General features: G+C 73.2%; 13 protein-coding genes. 2 read left to right on the top strand and 11 right to left on the bottom strand.

Annotated features, from left to right (window positions below; all coding sequences use genetic code 11):
* Window positions 1-149: 149 nt before the first annotated feature.
* Complete coding sequence (tyrS, locus tag J2S46_RS29250; RefSeq protein ID WP_191289951.1) at window positions 150-1,418, bottom strand: tyrosine--tRNA ligase; 1,269 nt, start codon at window positions 1,416-1,418, stop codon at window positions 150-152.
* Between the two features lie 282 nt (window positions 1,419-1,700).
* On the opposite strand from tyrS, the gene J2S46_RS29245 reads away from it, so the two are divergent.
* A complete protein-coding gene (locus J2S46_RS29245; RefSeq protein WP_191289952.1) occupies window positions 1,701-2,228 on the top strand; it encodes an HNH endonuclease in 528 nt (175 codons plus the stop codon).
* Window positions 2,229-2,449: 221 nt separating this feature from the next.
* Here the strand turns inward: J2S46_RS29245 and J2S46_RS29240 are convergent, their stop codons facing one another.
* The 7 genes from J2S46_RS29240 to J2S46_RS29210 all read right to left on the bottom strand — a co-directional run bounded on the left by J2S46_RS29240 (window position 2,450) and on the right by J2S46_RS29210 (window position 8,659).
* The gene (locus J2S46_RS29240) at window positions 2,450-4,594 is read right to left on the bottom strand and encodes an outer membrane protein assembly factor BamB family protein (RefSeq protein WP_191289797.1); all 2,145 of its coding nucleotides are present in this window, start codon (window positions 4,592-4,594) and stop codon (window positions 2,450-2,452) included.
* A 190-nt stretch (window positions 4,595-4,784) separates the two neighbouring features.
* Entirely contained in the window at window positions 4,785-5,090 is a 306-nt protein-coding gene (locus tag J2S46_RS29235; protein ID WP_191289798.1) for a 4a-hydroxytetrahydrobiopterin dehydratase, read from the bottom strand.
* Window positions 5,091-5,116: 26 nt separating this feature from the next.
* A complete protein-coding gene (locus tag J2S46_RS29230) occupies window positions 5,117-5,293 on the bottom strand; it encodes a DUF1272 domain-containing protein (RefSeq protein WP_191289799.1) in 177 nt (58 codons plus the stop codon).
* A gap of 20 nt (window positions 5,294-5,313) precedes the next feature.
* Window positions 5,314-6,072, bottom strand: coding sequence for a sulfite exporter TauE/SafE family protein (locus J2S46_RS29225; RefSeq protein WP_191289800.1), 759 nt, complete (start codon window positions 6,070-6,072; stop codon window positions 5,314-5,316).
* Between the two features lie 195 nt (window positions 6,073-6,267).
* Window positions 6,268-7,296, bottom strand: coding sequence for an SPFH domain-containing protein (locus J2S46_RS29220; protein WP_191289801.1), 1,029 nt, complete (start codon window positions 7,294-7,296; stop codon window positions 6,268-6,270).
* Window positions 7,297-7,306: 10 nt separating this feature from the next.
* The gene (locus tag J2S46_RS29215) at window positions 7,307-7,729 is read right to left on the bottom strand and encodes an NfeD family protein (RefSeq protein WP_073928754.1); all 423 of its coding nucleotides are present in this window, start codon (window positions 7,727-7,729) and stop codon (window positions 7,307-7,309) included.
* 138 nt (window positions 7,730-7,867) lie between these two features.
* Complete coding sequence (locus J2S46_RS29210) at window positions 7,868-8,659, bottom strand: ABC transporter ATP-binding protein (protein WP_191289802.1); 792 nt, start codon at window positions 8,657-8,659, stop codon at window positions 7,868-7,870.
* A 212-nt stretch (window positions 8,660-8,871) separates the two neighbouring features.
* Between J2S46_RS29210 and J2S46_RS29205 the strand changes: the two genes are divergently transcribed.
* Window positions 8,872-9,672, top strand: coding sequence for an Rv1486c family protein (locus J2S46_RS29205; RefSeq protein WP_191289803.1), 801 nt, complete (start codon window positions 8,872-8,874; stop codon window positions 9,670-9,672).
* Window positions 9,673-9,789: 117 nt separating this feature from the next.
* Here the strand turns inward: J2S46_RS29205 and J2S46_RS29200 are convergent, their stop codons facing one another.
* From J2S46_RS29200 to J2S46_RS29190, 3 genes are all read right to left on the bottom strand, one after another.
* Window positions 9,790-10,443 (bottom strand): response regulator, encoded by a 654-nt coding sequence (locus J2S46_RS29200; protein WP_191289804.1) that lies wholly within the window; start codon window positions 10,441-10,443, stop codon window positions 9,790-9,792.
* Window positions 10,436-11,569, bottom strand: a complete 1,134-nt coding sequence (locus tag J2S46_RS29195; RefSeq protein WP_191289953.1) for a GAF domain-containing sensor histidine kinase — start codon at window positions 11,567-11,569, stop codon at window positions 10,436-10,438. Before J2S46_RS29195 ends, J2S46_RS29200 begins: the two co-directional genes overlap by 8 nt.
* A 370-nt stretch (window positions 11,570-11,939) precedes the next feature.
* The gene (locus tag J2S46_RS29190; protein ID WP_191289805.1) at window positions 11,940-14,519 is read right to left on the bottom strand and encodes an FHA domain-containing protein; all 2,580 of its coding nucleotides are present in this window, start codon (window positions 14,517-14,519) and stop codon (window positions 11,940-11,942) included.
* Between the last annotated feature and the right edge of the window lie 81 nt (window positions 14,520-14,600).

Here is a 14,600-nt window from a genome sequence, read left to right as displayed (position 1 = left end):
CAGCCGCTAGGCTTTCCCGCTCACCCGCCCGGTTCAGGCGACTCGTCCAACACTAGGCCACTCACCGGGCGGCGTCAAACACCTGGGGGCCGGATCTGTCCGGATCCGGCCCCCAGGGCTCAAAGACGCAGCTCAACCTACGGCTGTTTTCAGCCTTCTGACGTGAGCTCAACCGCCGCGAGATTGCGCTTCCCGCGACGCAGGACCAGCCAGCGGCCGTGCAGCAGGTCCTCCCCGGTCGGGGCCGCCTCCTCGTCCGTCACCTTGGTGTTGTTGAGGTAGGCGCCCCCCTCCTTCACCGTGCGCCGGGCCGCGGAACGGCTCGGCGCCAGGCCGACGGCAACCAGCAGGTCGACGATCGGGAGCAGCTCGGTGACCTCGGCCTTCGGGACCTCCGCCAGGGCCGCTGCCAGGGTCGGGGCCTCCAGGTCGGCCAGGTCGCCCTGGCCGAAGAGCGCCTTGGAGGCGGCCACGGCCCGCTCGTACTGGTCGGCGCCGTGCACGAGCGTGGTCAGCTCCTCGGCCAGCGCCCGCTGGGCGAGTCGCGCGGCCGGACGCTCGGCCGTCTCCCGCTCCAGCTCCTCGATCTCCTCCTTCGAGCGGAAGCTGAAGATCCGCAGGAAGGTGGAGACGTCGCGGTCGTCCGCGTTCAGCCAGAACTGGTAGAAGGCGTACGGCGTGGTGAGTTCGGGGTCGAGCCAGACGGTGCCCGACTCGGTCTTGCCGAACTTGGTGCCGTCGGCCTTCACGATCAGCGGGGTGGCCAGCGCGTGCACCGACTTGCCGTCGGCCTTGCGGATCAGGTCCGTGCCCGCCGTGAGGTTGCCCCACTGGTCGCTGCCGCCGGTCTGCAGGGTGCAGCCGTGCCGGCGGTTGAGCTCCAGGTAGTCCATCCCCTGGAGGATCTGGTAGCTGAACTCGGTGTAGCTGATCCCCGCGTCGGAATTGAGCCGGCGGGCGACGGCCTCCTTGGCGATCATGTTGTTGACCCGGAAGTACTTGCCCACGTCGCGCAGCAGGCTGATCGCCGACATGCCGGACGTCCAGTCCAGGTTGTTGACCATGCGGGCCGCGTATTCGCCCTCGAAGTCGAGGAAGCGCGAGATCTGGCCACGCAGCCGGTCCACCCAGGCCGCCACCGTCTCGGGGTCGTTGAGCACCCGCTCCGCGGTGGGCTTGGGGTCGCCGATCAGACCGGTGGCGCCGCCGACCAGGCCGAGCGGCAGGTTCCCGGCCTGCTGGATCCGGCGCATGGTGAGGATCTGCACCAGGTTGCCGAGGTGCAGGCTCGCGGCCGTCGGGTCGAAGCCGCAATAGAACGTGACCGGGCCGTCCGCGAACGCCTTGCGCAGTGCGTCCTCGTCGGTTGACAGGGCGATCAGCCCACGCCACCGCAGCTCGTCGACGATGTCCGTCACGGTCACGCTTCTCCTTCGATCGGGCGCCCGGCCCCGGTGGCGGGCCCTGTTCGATCGGGCCCGGGGACGGTACGGCTCCAGCGTTGTAGAGGGTACGCGCTCCCGACCGGCGACTTTCCGTCCCGGAGCGGTCCGGCCCCGGCGGGTGTCCCGGCCGGCACCGGAAATTCCGTTGTTCGTCGGCCCCGGGCCCGTTCACAGTGGTCCCACCGCCGTACGGCGGCGGTGACGTGTGAGGAGCCGGTCGTGCCACCTTGGCGCGCCCGCAGGGAGGTGGCCGAGGTGCGCAACACGCTGGTGCTCAATGCGAGCTACGAGCCGCTGACGACTGTGTCGTTGCAGCGGGCGGTGGTTCTGGTGCTGCAGGACAAGGCCGTCGTCGAGCAGGCCCATCCCCTGCGCACGGTGCGCGGTACGGGCGTGAGCGTCCCGGTGCCGCGGGTGATCAGGCTGCAACGGTACGTCCGGGTGCCGTTCCGACAACGGGCCCCGTGGTCGCGGAGAGGGGTGCTGGTCCGGGACCAGCACCTGTGCGCCTACTGCGGGCGCCGGGCGACCACCGTCGACCACCTGCAGCCGAAGTCGCGCGGCGGGGCCGACAGCTGGTTGAACACCGTGGCCGCCTGCGCGGAGGACAACCAGCGCAAGGCCGACCGGACACCGGAGCAGGCGGGTATGCGGCTGCTCCGCAAGCCGTTCGAGCCGACGCCCCAGGCCACCCTGATGCTGGCGCTGGGTCTGCGCGGTTCGGACGTCCGGGAGCTGGCCGCATGGCTGCCGCCGGCGGCGTCGATGACCGCCGCGGCCTGAGGGACCGGCGCCCGGCCGAGCGGCCGGCTGGGAAACCCGCGGGCTGAGAGCCGGCGGCCCGGAGATCCGCCCGAGGACCGCCCGAGGTGGCCGCACCGGTCAGGTGCGGCCACCGGCCGGGTGCGGAACGTCGGTGGGCCGGCCCGATCGGGGGACCGGCCGGCCCACCGGCAGGGCGGGGCCCGGGAGACCGGGCGCGCGAGCGGCGCCGGGCGGCGGGATCAGCCCTTGGCCTGGTAGGCGGCGGCCACGCCGAAGTTCGCGGAGTGCTCGGGGACGGCGATCACCTTGCCGCCGCCGATCAGGACCCGCCCGGCGATCAGCAGCGAGCCGGTGCCCTGGGGGAAGTTGCCGCCGACGGTCTCGGTGCCGTCGGCGAGGGCGAATCGGCTGAGGCGGGCCGGCTGGCCGAGCCGCTCGTCGGCTGCCAGCAGCAGCGCGCCGTTGTCCAGGCCCACGGCCCTGACCTTGCCCTTCTCGGCGGTCGGGGCCTTCCACAGCTGCTTGCCCGTGCTGAGGTCGTACGCGGCGACGGTGACCGGCCCGCCCGCGACCGGGGTCATGGTGACGGCCATCGTCCGGTCCTGGAAGTACATGCCCGGAGTGGCCGAAAAGCTCCCGTGCACCACGTCGATCCGGGTGTCGTCCGCGACGACCGGGATCTCGGTGGCCGGGTCGCCGGCCGGCCCCCAGGCGAAGATCCGGTCGTCGGTGACGGCCGCGCCCGTGGTCGCGACGACGGCGGGCTCGGCGGAGAGCACGCTGACCGTCCGCGGCTGGTTGTTGAGACCACGCCACCAGCCGACCTTGCCGTCGGCGGTGTTCAGCGAGACGGCCTGGTCGACCGGGGTGGAGTCGGCGCAGCTGCTGTGCAGGACGACGGTCTTCGCACCGACACCGCCCGCGAGCGTGCAGAACTTGCCCTGGCCGGTGTACTGCCAGATGTCGGCGCCGTCGGCGGACTGCCAGGCGACCGCCTTGTCGTCCCCGATCGCGATCACCTTGTCCTCGGTGACGCCTATCCGGGCCGCGTACTTCTCCTTGGCGTCGGACAGGGTCTTCGTCCAGACGGTCTTCCCGGTCCGGGTGTCGACTGCCACCACCAGGGTGCAGGGGCTGTTCGGGTCGGCCTGCGGCCGGAACAGCGCGGCACCGAGGCCGGCGGCGTTGACGGACGGCGAGAGGCCGCAGGGAACGGCCCCGGCGGCGGGCGCCTCGACCGACCAGGTGGGCTTGCCGGCGGCCAGGTCGAAGGCGTGCACTCCGGTGCTCTCCGCCCGGACGACCGCCGCTTCCAGCAGCCAGCCGCCGATCAGGGTGTCGTCGGCGCCGGGCTGTGCTGCGGCGGGCTCGGCGGACCAGACCTTGGCGTGGGCGACGGTGAACCCCTTCTCGGCCGAGCTGCCGGCGGCCGCTTTGTCACCACCGCTCCCGCCGCTGACCATCAGGCCGGCGGCGACGAGGACGGCCAGCGCGGCCACTCCGGCCCCGGCCCGGATCATCAGCGTGCGGCGGCCGGGCGCGTGGTCGGCCGAGACGACGGCTCCGGCGGCGGCCCGGGCCTTGTCCACCAGTGACGGGCGCGGGCTCCCGCCGGCGGCGGGCTCGGTCCCTTCGGGGCGGGGGGTCGGGCGGCCCACCCGGAACGGCCGGCCGGCCGCGGGGCCGGCTTCGGAGTCGGAGGCGGAGTCCGTCGCCGGCTCCGGCGTGGACGCCGGGGCTGCCTGCGTCGCGTCCGCCGCGACGGACTCCCCGGTGAAGGCGACGTAGCCGTCCTGCGAGTGCTCGGCGCCGGGCGGGGCGTACAGCTGCTGGTCCGAGCCGCCCTGCTGGACCATGTACGGGGCGTACTGCCCGTACGGGGACTGCTCCTCGAACCCGTGGCCGGGTTCGTAGGCCGTACCGGTGCCGTGGAAGACCTGGCCGTACGCCTGCTCCGGGTACGCCTGTTCCGGGTACGCCTGCTCCGGGTACGCCTGCTCCGGGTACGCCTGCTGCCCGCCGTACGGCGGGCCGCCGTAGGGCTGCTCGGCGTACGGCGGGTGTCCGAAGGAGCCCTGCCCCGAGGGGTCCTGCCCGAACGGGGCCTGCGGGTAGGACGTCCCGCCGTAGCCGTTCGGGTCGTACCCGCCGCCCTGGTGGCCGCCGCTCCCGTACCCGGCGGCGTAGCCGCCGTCCAGGCCGCTGCCCGGCTGCTGACGGACGCCCGGATAGGGCTCGGGGGCACGCGGCGCCGGGATCGACTCCTGCCACTGCTGCCCGTACTCGCCGGACTGCCAGGGCTGCTGCGGCTCGGTGCCGAAGGGCGGCCGACCGGTGGCGTCGGTGGAGTACCCCTGCTCGGCGGGAGGACGGTCCTGAGCCATGTGTTCCGTCCCTCCCGGCGCTCTGCGATGCGGCAGTCAGCATCTCACGCCGGGCGGAGCGGGCCGCTCCGCCCGGTAGGGAGGTGTGGTGAACAGACTTTCCGGCCCGGCCGCCCTGGGCCCGACGGCCGGCCCCTGCCCGAGGCCCGGCGGCCGGCGCCCAGGCATCCGGCGCCCAGGCATCCGGCGCCTAGGCGTCCGGGGCCTCGGCCAGCAGGGCGGTGTCGATCCGGGCCGCGAGGGCGAGGTCGAGGGCGGTGAGGCCGCCCGCGCTGTGGGTGGACAGCGCGAAGTGCAGGGTCCGCCAGCGGATGTCGATGTCCGGGTGGTGGTCGAACTCCTCGGCGGCGGCCGCGACCGCGACCACCACCCGGATCGCGGCCGGGAAGTCCTTGGCGTCCGCGGTCCGGACGATCGTGTCCCCCACCCGCGACCACTGCGGGATGCCGGTCAGGCCGGCGATGATCTCGTCCTCCGTCAGTCGTGCTCTGCTCATCGGTCCGCTCCCGGGTGCCGTCGGTGTCAGATGGTGCGGCGCGGGCGGGCCACCAGTTCACCACCGCAGTTGGGGCAAGTGCCGGCCATCGCCGCAGTGCATTCCGGGCAGAAAGTGCACTCGTGGGAGCATATGGAGGCGGCGCCGTCCGAGGTCAGCGACACCTCGCAGCGTTCGCAGATCCCGCGCATTTCCAGGGACATCGGGGTTCTCCTTCCGGTGATCAGCTGATGAGCAGTTTGGTCACGGCGGCCAGGCCGACCACCACGATGACCGAGCGCAGCACGGGTGCGGGGAGCCGGCGCCCGACCTTCGCGCCGAGCTGGCCGCCGAGCACCGAACCGACCGCGACCAGGAGCACCGCCGTCCAGTCGATGGTCGAGGTGAAGAGGAAGAACACCGCCGCGACGGCGTTCACGATCAGCGCCAGGCCGTTCTTGACGCCGTTGATCCGCTGCAGGTCGTCCTGCAGCAGCATGCCCATCATGGCGAGCAGCAGGACGCCTTGGGCGGCGCCGAAGTAGCCGCCGTAGATCCCGGCCAGGAAGACGCCCGCGAACAGCAGCGGGCCGCCGTCCGGGTCGCCGTCGGCGGGGCGGCGGGCGGCGACCGCGCGGGCCACCCGGGGCTGGATCACCACCAGCACGAGGGCGAGCAGGATCAGCACCGGGACGATCGCGTCGAAGGCCCGGCCCGGCAGCTCCACCAGCAGGAAGGCCCCGAGCAGGCCGCCGAAGAGCGAGGCGGTGCCGAGGCGGCGCAGCCGCCGGCCCTGGCCGGCCAGCTCGCGCCGGTAGCCGACGACACCGCTGAGGCTGCCCGGGACGAGGCCCAGCGTGTTGGAGACGTTCGCGGTGACCGGCGGCAGTCCGACGGCGAGCAGGACGGGGAAGGTGATCAGGGTGCCGGAGCCCACGATCGCGTTGATGGTGCCCGCGCCGACGCCGGCGACCAGGACGGCCACGGCCTCCCAGACTGTCATCCGTCACTCCTCGGTTCGGGGCTGTCCGAGCATGATCATGCCGGAGCGGGGGCGGACTGCCCAGTGGGATTCCGAACGGTGGACGGGCGGGCGCACGGGAGCCGGACGCGCCGGGGCCCGCCCCCGAACGGTGCGGGGGCGGGCCCTGGACGGTGCGTCAGCTGGTGGGCCGGCCGGCGGCGCGGCGCCCGCGGCTCACTCGGGGTCGATCTTCGGGTACTCGCGGGTGCGGTCGATCCGGGGGCGGGCGGCGCCCTTGTCGGTGTCCACCGGACGCGGGCCGGCGGCCGGGTCCAGCGGGACCTGGGCGGCCGGCGGGGCGGCGGCGGCCGGGGCCCCCGAGCCGTTGGCGCCGGTCAGGCCGCTGAAGGCGCCGCCGAGGCCCTTGAGCGCGTCACCGACCTCGCTCGGGATGATCCAGAGCTTGTTGGCGTCGCCCTTGGCCAGCTCGGGCAGGGTCTGCAGGTACTGGTAGGCCAGCAGCTTCTGGTCGGGGTTGCCGTCGTGGATGGCCTCGAAGACCGTCCGGATCGCGGCCGCCTCACCGTCGGCGCGCAGCACCGCGGCCTGCGCCTCACCCTCGGCCTTGAGGACGTCGGCCTGCTTCTCGCCCTCGGCCCGCAGGATCGCGGCCTGCCGGGCGCCCTCGGCGGTGAGGATGGAGGCGCGCTTGTCACGGTCGGCGCGCATCTGCTTCTCCATCGAGTCCTGGATGGAGGTCGGCGGGTCGATCGCCTTGAGCTCGACGCGGTTGACGCGGATGCCCCACTTGCCGGTGGCCTCGTCCAGGACGCCGCGCAGGCCGGCGTTGATGACCTCGCGGGAGGTCAGGGTGGATTCGAGGTCCATCGAGCCGATGATGTTGCGCAGCGTGGTGATGACCAGCTGCTCGATCGCCTGGATGTAGCTGGCGACCTCGTAGGTGGCGGCCCGGGCGTCGGTGACCTGGTAGTAGATCACCGTGTCGATGTTGACCACCAGGTTGTCCTGGGTGATCACCGGCTGCGGCGGGAAGGGCACGACCTGCTCGCGCAGGTCGATCCGGTTGCGCACCCGGTCGATGAACGGGACGACGATGTTCAGGCCCGCGTTGAGCGTCCGGGTGTAGCGGCCGAAGCGCTCCACGATCGCGGCGCTGGCCTGCGGGATCACCTGGATCGTCTTGATCAGCGCGATGAAGGCCACCACGACGAGGACGACCAGGACGATAAGGACGGGTTCCACGGACTCTCCCCTAGACGACCAGGGCGGTCGCGCCCTGGATTTCGACGACGTCGACCTGCTGCCCCGGCTGGTACACACTGCCGGGGTTGAGCGCGCGGGCCGACCAGACCTCGCCGTTCAGCTTGATCCGCCCGCCCTCCCCGTCGACTGTTTCCGCGACGACCGCGGTGGCGCCCTGCAGCGCCTCGATGCCCATCTTGACCTGCGGGCCGTTCTTCAGCTGGCGGTAGGCGATCGGCCGCACCACGACCAGCAGCGCGGTCGAGACCGCGACGAAGGTGAGGACCTGCCAGACCACTCCCGCCCCCAGCCCGGCGACACCGGCGGCCGCGCCGGCACCCACCGCGAACATGGCGAACTCCGGCATCGCCGTGATCACCAGGGGTATGCCGAGGCCGACGGCGGCGAGGAGCCACCAGATCCAGCTGTCCACGTGTCCATCCTAGGGAGCGAAGGGCTTCGAGGCGGAAGGTTCCCGCAGGTGGACGGACGGAAACCGGCCGCGGGCGCGACCGGTTCCAGTTCAGTGAGTTCAGGACGTCCCGGAGCGCTCCGGGCGGGCGGCCACGGCTCAGCCGAGCGGCAGGCCCTGGGCGGACCAGCGGTCGCCGTGCCGTTCCAGGGTCAGCGGCAGGCCGAAGCAGAGCGAGAGGTTGCGGGCGGTCAGCTCGCTGTCGATCGGACCGGCGGTGAGCACCTTGCCCTGGCGGATCATCAGGACGTGGGTGAAACCGGGGGCGATCTCCTCGACGTGGTGGGTGACCATCACCATCGCCGGGGCGAACTCGTCCTGGGCCAGCGCGCCGAGGCGGCGGACCAGGTCCTCGCGGCCGCCGAGGTCCAGGCCGGCGGCCGGCTCGTCCAGCAGCAGCAGCTCGGGGTCGGTCATCAGGGCGCGGGCGATCAGCGTGCGCTTGCGCTCGCCCTCCGAGAGGGTGCCGAACTTGCGGTGGGTGAAGGCGGCCATGCCGAGCCGGTCGAGCAGGGCCAGCGCCCGCGACTCGTCGGTGTCCTCGTACTTCTCGTGCCAGGTGGCGGTCATCCCGTAGGCGGCGGTGAGCACCGTCTGCAGGACGGTCTGCTCGGCCGGCAGCCGGTCGATCATCGAGGCGCCGGCCAGGCCGATCCTGGCCCGCAGGTCGAAGACGTCGACCTCGCCGAGCTTCTCGCCGAGCACGGTGACCTTGCCGCTGCTCGGGAACAGGTAGGTCGAGGCGATCTGCAGCAGGGTGGTCTTCCCGGCGCCGTTGGGGCCAAGGATGACCCAGCGCTCGCCCTCGGAGATCGACCAGGAGACCTGGTCGACCAGCTCGCGGCCCTCCCGGACCACGGAAACGTCCACCAGCTCCAGCACGTCGCTCATGCCTACGCCTTCCCCAATGCAGAATTCGGCCGCCCGAGGCTGCCCAAGGAAGTCTTGGCCGTGGGTCCTCGGGGTGCGGTCCACTCGTCTCGACAGCGGTGCGGGCGGGCAGCCTACTCCAGCAGCCGGTCAGGTACGGAGGAGGTGCGGCGCTCGCAGCACAGGGCAAACCTACGCCACCCGGGTCGCGCAACTTTCCGTAGGCTGGCCGGATGCTCGTGACACCTGCCGACAATCCGTACGAAGAGCCCCGATCGGGGCGGCTGACCGCCTGGGGCAACGCCCTGCTGGGCGGATTCGCGCCGCCGGACAACGCGGCCGCCGCCGTACTGGGCCAGGACGAGAGCCACCGGGTGACCGGCCTGCCCGGTGACGCCGAGGGCGACCTGCACGGACTGACCTGGGCGCTCGGGCGGCTGCGGGTGCTGGGGGTGACCGGGCTGCGGCTCGCGCTGCCGGCGGCCGGCCACCCGCTGGGGCTGACCGGTCCCGCCGAGTTCAACACGCGGGCGCTCGGCGCGGGCGAGGCGGTGCTGGCGGTGGGCGTGCCGCTGGGGCTCGTCCCGGAGGTCGAGGTGTTCGGGCCGGCCGGGGACCAGGCGGTCACGGTGCTGTGGCGCTGCTCGGAGGTGCGCGAGGCGCCGCCGGCCGACGTGCCCTCGCTGCACGAGGCCGAGCGTGAGCTCGCGGACGGCCTGCGGGAGACCACCGCGCTGCTGGCGCGGCTGGACGTCGCCGGCGCGGGGCCGGAGGCGCTGCGGGCGCTGGAGGCGTACCGGCGGCGCGGGCACTCCGAGCTGCTGGCGCCCGGCTACCCGCCGCGCGCGGTGCGGGTGCTGGAGTCGGCCCGGCGGGTGACGGCGCTGCTGTCGATCGCCTCGGGCGGGCACGGCGCCGCGGTCAGCGCCTCCGAGATGGCGGCCCGCCGGACGGCGCTCGCCCCGCTGCAGCGCACCGCCCGCCGGGCTCAGGTCGCCGCGTACAACGCGCTGGTGGACGAGCGCCGGGACTGACCGGGCGGCCCTGCGCGGTCAGGCCCTGCCCCGGGCAGGGCCGGCCGGCGGGCCCCCGGGCCGGATGCGTCCCGGGCGGGCGGGGCCGGCCAGGAGGTCGGCCGTCGTCGGGCCTCGTCAGCCGTCGTTGGCGGCCCCGTTGCGGACGGCCCAGAGCGCCGCCTGGGTGCGGTCCGCCACGTCCAGCTTCATCAGGATGTTGGAGACGTGCGTCTTGACGGTCTTCTCGGACAGGTGCAGCCCGCGGGCGATCTCGCGGTTGGAGCGGCCGTCCGCGATGTGGCCGAGCACCTCGCGCTCACGCTCCGTCAGGGTGCCGCCGCGGCCCTGCGGCGCGCGCGGGGTGTCCTCGGCCAGCAGCGCCTCGGCGAGCTCGGGCTGGAGCAGCACGTGCCCGGAGTGGACCGAGCGGATCGCCCCCGCCAGGGCCTCGGGGTCGACGTCCTTGTACACGTAGCCGGCCGCGCCGGCGCGCAGCGCGGGCACCATCGTGCGGTGCTCGGTGAAGCTGGTGACGATCAGGATCCGGGCCCGGCTGCCGCCCTCCTTGAGCATCCGCAGCGCCTCGATGCCGTCCACGCCCGGCATCTTCAGGTCCATCAGGACGACGTCGGGGGCCAGCTCCTGGGCCTTGGCCACGCCCTCGGCGCCGTCGGCGGCCTCGCCGACCACCTCGATGTCGTCCTGGACCTCCAGGAAGGTCCGCAGGCCGCGGCGGACCACCTGGTGGTCGTCCACCAGGAGGACGCGGATCGACGGGTTCTCAGGCACCGGGGACCTCCAGTTCGACGGCCGTGCCCTTGCCGGGGGCCGAGTCCAGGGTGAGCAGGCCGCCGACGGCGGCGGCGCGGTCGCGCATCGAGACCAGGCCGAGGTGGCGGCCGGCCCGGCGGACGGACTCCGGGTCGAAGCCGCGGCCGTCGTCGGTGACCCGCAGCACGGCGCCGCGGGCGGGGGTGCCGCTGAGGGTGACCTCGACCCGCTCGGCGCCCGAGTGCCGCAGCGCGTTGTGCAGGGCCTCCTGGGCGACCCTGAGCACGGCCGCCTCCTGGGCGGCGGGCAGGGCCCGGACCCCGTCCGCCGCGAAGGAGACCGCGGCCGTGTGGGCCCGGTCCAGCACCTGCACCTGGGAGGCCAGGGTGGGGACCAGGCCGTCCTCCTCCAGCGCGGCCGGACGCAGCTCGACCACCACGGCGCGCAGTTCGTCCGCGGCCTCGGCGGCGAGCCTGGCGACCTCGGCGAGTTCGGCACGGGCGCGGTCCGGGTCGCGCCCGACCAGGGTGGCGGCGGCTTTGGCGGTCAGCCGCAGCGAGAACAGCTTCTGCGAGACGGCGTCGTGCAGGTCGTGGGCGATCCGGGCGCGTTCGCCGGCGAGGGTGAGTTCGCGGCTGCGCTCGTAGAGCCGGGCGTTGCTGAGGGCGATCGCGGCGTGCGCCGCGAGGATCCGCAGCAGTTCCTCGTCGTGGTCGGTGAAGCCGCCACCGGCGCGCTTGTTGGCGAGGAAGATGACGCCCATCACCTCCTGGGCGCCGTCGCCGGTGCTCCCGCTGCCGGGCTCCCCGCTGCCGGAGGAGGCGTCCGCGTCGAGGATCGGCATGCCGAGGAAGGCCTTCATGTCGGGGTGCGCGGCCGGCCAGCCGCCGAAGGACGGCTCCTCGCGGACGTCGTCCAGGCGGGTGGGCCCGGACTCGTGCAGCATCAGGGCGAGCACGCCGTGCTGGCGGGGCAGCGGGCCGATGGCACGCCACTGCTCCTCGGTGATGCCGTCCACCACGAACTGGGCGAAGCCTCCGTGGTCGTCGGGCACGCCGAGGGCGGCGTACTCGGCGCCGAGCAGGTCGCGGGCGGAGGCGGTGATCCGGCGCAGCACCTCGCGGACCTCCAGGTGCCGGCTCATCGCCAGCACGGCGGCGCTGACCGCCTCGATGCCGCCGAGGCAGGGGTCGCAGCGGGGCGGCCCGTCCGCCGGGGCCCGGGTGTCCTCCCCGGAGCAGGTCTCCTCGGGGAGGGGGCCGGCGCCGGCGGGAGGCGGCGCGGCTTCGCTGGGCTCGGTCGGCATACCGCCAACCTACCGCCGGGCCGCGGGATGCCGCGTCGGTCCGGGGGCGCCCCGGTCCCGGGTCCGTGGTCCTAGGTCCGGGGGCCGGCACTGCCGGGCCGGGGCCGCGTTCCCGGCCCGCGTCCGTGCTCCGGGCCGGGGCCGGGGCCGGGAACGCCAACGGGCGGCGCTCCCGGGGTGGGAGGGCCGCCCGTACGGGAGCGCGGTGTCAGCCCTGGCGCATGACCTCGGGCTCGTGGCGCTTCTGCAGGCGGGTCACGACGTAGCCGAGGATCGCCGAGATGACGATCAGCACCACCCAGTCGGCCACCAGCTGGCCCACGTTGTGGCCCCAGATCGAGTCCCACTCGGGATTCTGCGGGTTGCCGTTCCAGGGCCCGATCAGGTGCGAGAGGTCGAGCGTGGTGGCCACCGCTCCGACGCCCCAGCGGGCGGGCATCAGCCAGGCGAACTGCTCCAGGCCCGGCTTGCCGAACAGCTGGAAGAGGCAGCCGGTGAAGACGACCTGGATGATCGCGAACATCACCAGCAGCGGCATGGTCTTCTCGGCGGTCTTCACCAGGGCGGAGATGATCAGGCCGAACATCATCGAGGCGAAGCTGAGCAGGATCAGGCCGACGGCCATCTCGACGGCCGGCAGGCCGGTCAGGATCAGCCCCTCCTCCGGCAGCTTGCGCGGGGTGAAGCCGACGGCGGCGATGATCGCGCCCTGCACCACGCTGAAGAAGCCCAGCACGATGATCTTCGACATCATGTACGCCGAACGGGAGAGCCCGGTGGCTCGTTCCCGTTCGTAGATCGCCCGTTCCTTGATCAGCTCCCGGACCGAGTTGGCCGCCCCGGAGAAGCAGGCCCCGATCGCCATGATCAGCAGGATCGTGGCGGCCCCGCTGTTGAAGCCGAGCTTGCCGTTGGGAAGCTGCTTGTACGTCAGCCCGGCGGTGTCGGGGATCATGATGCTGACCCCGCCGAGGATGGCCGGCAGCAGGATCGAGAGCGCCATGAAGCCCTTGTCGGAGGCGATCACCGACAGGTAGCGCCGGATCAGCGTCCACAGCTGGGAGCCCCAGCTCTGCGGCTTCGGCGGGCGGATCGCCTGCTGGACGATCTGCGCGGACTGCGGGGCCACCGAGTCGGCGTCGGCCGAGTACTGCTGGTAGTGCACCGACCCCCGGTAGCGGCCGGCCCAGTCGTGGTCCGGGTAGTTCTCGAAGGCCTGGAAGACATCGGCCCAGGTCTCGTACCCGAAGAAGTGCAGGGCCTCGTCCGGCGGGCCGAAGTAGGCCACCGAGCCGCCCGGTGCCATCACCAGCAGCCGGTCGCAGAGGGCGAGCTCGGCCACCGAGTGGGTGACCACCAGGATGGTGCGGCCGTCGTCCGCCAGGCCGCGCAGCATCTGCATGACCTCGCGGTCCATGCCCGGGTCGAGGCCCGAGGTGGGCTCGTCCAGGAAGATCAGCGAGGGCTTGGTCAGCAGCTCCAGGGCGACCGAGACGCGCTTCTGCTGGCCGCCGGAGAGGGCGGTGATGCGGTTCTCGGCGCGCTTGTCCAGGCGCAGCTCGTACAGCACCTCGTCGATCCGGCGCTCGCGCTCGGCGGCCTCGGTGTCGCCGGGGAAGCGCAGCCGGGCCGCGTACTTCAGGGCGGTGCGGACGGTGAGTTCCTTGTGCAGGATCTCCGACTGCGGGACGAGGCCGATCCGCGAGCGCAGCTCGGCGAACTGCTTGTAGAGGTTGCGGCCGTCGTAGAGGACGTCACCGCGGTCGGCCGGCCGGTAGCCGGTGAGGGCGCGCAGCAGGGTCGACTTGCCGGAGCCGGACGGGCCGATGACGGCGACCAGGGACTTCTCCGGGACGCCGAAGCTGACGTCGTTCAGCAGGATCTTCTTGGCGCCCTTGTGCTCGACCTCGACGGTCAGGTGGCGGGCCGAGAAGGAGACCGCGCCGGTGTCGACGAACTCCTGCAGCTGGTCGCCGACCAGCACGAAGCTGGAGTGGCCGACGGTCAGGCGGTCCTGCGGGCCCATCAGCTGGCGCTGGACCGGCTGGCCGTTGAGGAAGATCCCGTTGTGGCTGCCGAGGTCGACGATCTCGTACCGGCCGTCGGGCAGCTGGCGCAGCTCGGCGTGGTGGCGGGAGACCTGGAGGTCGGACACGACGATGTCGTTGTCCAGGGCGCGGCCGATCCGGACGGTGCGCATCCCGGAGGTCAGGTTGCGGATCATCGTGGGCTGCGGGCCGTGGCCCTGCGGGCCGGCGAGGTTCGGCGGGAACCCCTGCTGCGGGCCGGGCTGCGGCGGGACGCCCTGCTGGTGCGGGAAGCCCGGCTGCGGCGCGTTCCACTGCTGGTGCACGGGCGGCTGGTGCACGGGCGGCTGCTGGACCGGGGGCTGCGGCTGGACGGGCGGCTGCTGGGCCCAGGGCTGGGCGGCCGGCGCGGCGCTGCTGCGGCTGGTGGCGGCCTCGTGCCAGGCCTGCGCGGGGGCGGCGGCCCGGTCCGGCGCGGAGAAGCTCAGCCGGGGGCCGTTCTCGCCGTTGCCGAGGTTGACCACCGCGCCGGGGTACAGCTGTGCCTGCAGGGTGCGGGCGCCGCCGACGTAGGTGCCGTTGGTGCTGCCGTGGTCCTCCAGCAGCCAGCCAGCGCCGTTGAAGGAGATGGTGGCGTGCTGCCAGGAGATCCTGGCGTCGTCGAACGGGAAGTCCGACTGCGGGTTGCGCCCGATGGTGTAGGCCCGCCCCGGTTCCAGAGTCCGCTGCTGCCCGTTGATGTCAATGACGAGTTGCGGCACTACGCGCCTGCCCCGCTCTCTCGGTCCCCCGGTTTGGCCCCCTGCGGGGGTCGACGATCCTGAACTGACGGGGGGAATCAT

This window comes from Kitasatospora herbaricolor (genome assembly GCF_030813695.1).
GTDB lineage: Bacteria > Actinomycetota > Actinomycetes > Streptomycetales > Streptomycetaceae > Kitasatospora > Kitasatospora herbaricolor.
This window is presented reverse-complemented; position numbering and strand designations above follow the sequence as displayed.

Bases quoted from the DNA above. Each gene is read 5' to 3' on its own strand.
- J2S46_RS29240 (WP_191289797.1), bottom strand. From the start codon at position 4,594: ATGGCTCAGGACCGTCCTCCCGCCGAGCAGGGGTACTCCACCGACGCC.
- J2S46_RS29235 (WP_191289798.1), bottom strand. From the start codon at position 5,090: ATGAGCAGAGCACGACTGACGGAGGACGAGATCATCGCCGGCCTGACC.
- J2S46_RS29230 (WP_191289799.1), bottom strand. From the start codon at position 5,293: ATGTCCCTGGAAATGCGCGGGATCTGCGAACGCTGCGAGGTGTCGCTG.
- J2S46_RS29225 (WP_191289800.1), bottom strand. From the start codon at position 6,072: ATGACAGTCTGGGAGGCCGTGGCCGTCCTGGTCGCCGGCGTCGGCGCG.
- J2S46_RS29210 (WP_191289802.1), bottom strand. From the start codon at position 8,659: ATGAGCGACGTGCTGGAGCTGGTGGACGTTTCCGTGGTCCGGGAGGGC.
- J2S46_RS29205 (WP_191289803.1), top strand. From the start codon at position 8,872: ATGCTCGTGACACCTGCCGACAATCCGTACGAAGAGCCCCGATCGGGG.
- J2S46_RS29195 (WP_191289953.1), bottom strand. From the start codon at position 11,569: ATGAGCCGGCACCTGGAGGTCCGCGAGGTGCTGCGCCGGATCACCGCC.